This window comes from Streptomyces calidiresistens (genome assembly GCF_014141525.1).
GTDB lineage: Bacteria > Actinomycetota > Actinomycetes > Streptomycetales > Streptomycetaceae > Streptomyces > Streptomyces calidiresistens.
This window is the reverse complement of record NZ_VKHS01000978.1, coordinates 1-1,779: the sequence shown is the minus strand read 5'-3', so window position 1 is coordinate 1,779 and position 1,779 is coordinate 1. Positions and strand designations below refer to the sequence as shown.

Below are 1,779 nucleotides of genomic sequence, written 5' to 3'. Positions count from 1 at the left end.
GTATAAGAGACAGCCCGGGGGAGGGCCCCGTGCTCGCCGCCAGCGACCTGGACCGCACCCTGATCTACTCCGCGGCGGCGCTCGCCCTGACCGGCCCCGACGAGCACGCCCCCCGGCTGCTCTGCGTCGAGGTGCACGAGGCCCGCCCGCTGTCCTACCTCACCGAGACCGCGGCCGGTCTCCTGGACGAGTTGGGGCACCGCGCCCACTTCGTGCCCGTGACCACCCGCACCCGCAAGCAGTACCGGCGCATCAACCTGCCCGGCCCGCCCCCGCGCCACGCCATCTGCGCCAACGGCGGGCACATCCTGGTGGACGGCCGCACCGACCCCGAGTGGCACCGGCGGGTCCGGGAGACCCTCGACGCCCGCTGCGTCCCGCTGGGGGAGGTGGTCGAGCACCTGCGCCGCACCGCCGACCCCGGCTGGCTGCGCAAGCGCCGCACCGCCGAGGACCTGTTCGCCTATCTGGTGGTCGAGAGGGAGACCTTCCCCGACGGGTGGGCGAAGGAGCTGGCCGCCTGGGCGGGGGAGCGCGGCTGGACCGTCTCCGTGCAGGGCCGCAAGGTCTACGCGGTGCCCGCCCCGCTCACCAAGAGCTCCGCCCTCGCCGAGGTCGCCCGCCGCATCGACGCCCGGCACGTGCTGGCCGCCGGGGACTCCCTCCTCGACGCCGACCTGCTGCTCGCCGCGGACACCGGCTGGCGGCCGGGCCACGGCGAGCTGGCGGAGGCGGGGTGGGCGGCGCCGCACGTGACCGCCCTGCCCGAGCGGGGGGTCAGCTGCGGCGAGCGGATTCTTCGCGAGATGCTTCGGCACGCTCCAGTCGCCGCGCGCCCCGGCCCTCCGGGTCGGCCATCCCCTGCCGCTGTGCCCGGTCCATGAGCTCGCGGCGCCGCTCGGCCTCCTCCTTGCGCTCCTGCGCCTCCTCGGCCTCCTCCGGGTGGCGGCTGCGCCAGTAGGGGTTGTCGTAGGGCAACCGGCCGGTCACCCGGCCGTACATGCCGAACAGCATCAGCAGCAGACCCGCCACGAAGCTGAACAGCACGTTCTGGATGCCGAAGTTCAGGATGTTCCAGTCCCTCTCCAGCAGCGCCAGGTTGACGAAGCCGCTGAGCACGAACGCCACGCCCATCACGATGTTCAGGTCGGACGCGAAGTTCCCGCCCTTGATCATCCCGACGAACAGCAGCAGACCGAAGACGATCGACAGCACGCTCAGCGCGCCGTTGGTGCTCAGCCCGAGGACGGTGTTGTCCTCGGTGGTGAAGACGCCCAGCCGCTCGGTGAGCCCCAGCACGCCGAAGAAGATCAGTCCCGCGCCGATGAGGCCGGCGCCGATCCGGTAGATCATGCTCAACCGATGATCGACCGGTAGCTCCTCGTGGAGTTGGGCGCGGCTGTTGCGGAACATGTCCATCGCCGAACCCCGTCGGGCCCGCCGCGCGCGGTTCAACGGGTTGGCCGAGTGCGTCGAGTGGGTCGAAGCCATGGAACGGCCTCCTCGGGTCGCGGACGGATAGGGACATATCTCCGCGTACCCGCGAATCCGGCCCCGATGCCCGGCCCCCGCCCGACGGTGCCCCGGACGAGGGGAGGGGCCCCTCCCCGGGCGCCCTCCGTGCCGGCGATCGCGGCCCCGTGACCCGTGGGTTCCCCCGCCGGGGGCCGCACCGGCCACCCGGGCGGCGGAACGACCGGAGCCGGCGTCGAACCGGGCGGCGGCCAACCCTCCGATCCGGGATCCCGGGATCAGCCGCAGCAGCCCCCGCCGCAGCAC

Annotated in this window: 2 protein-coding genes; one reads left to right on the top strand and one right to left on the bottom strand. The window is 73.4% G+C overall.

Translation table 11 applies throughout. From position 1 onward, the window contains the following. Nucleotides 1-2 precede the first annotated feature (2 nt). A complete protein-coding gene (locus FOE67_RS24690; RefSeq protein WP_182667037.1) occupies nucleotides 3-884 on the top strand; it encodes an HAD family hydrolase in 882 nt (293 codons plus the stop codon). On the opposite strand, the gene FOE67_RS24685 is transcribed toward FOE67_RS24690, so the two are convergent. Beyond that, on the bottom strand, nucleotides 778-1,491 hold the full coding sequence (locus FOE67_RS24685) for a DUF4383 domain-containing protein (RefSeq protein ID WP_438874304.1): 714 nt from the start codon (nucleotides 1,489-1,491) through the stop codon (nucleotides 778-780). The two genes, FOE67_RS24690 and FOE67_RS24685, sit on opposite strands and share 107 nt — an antisense overlap. Between the last annotated feature and the right edge of the window lie 288 nt (nucleotides 1,492-1,779).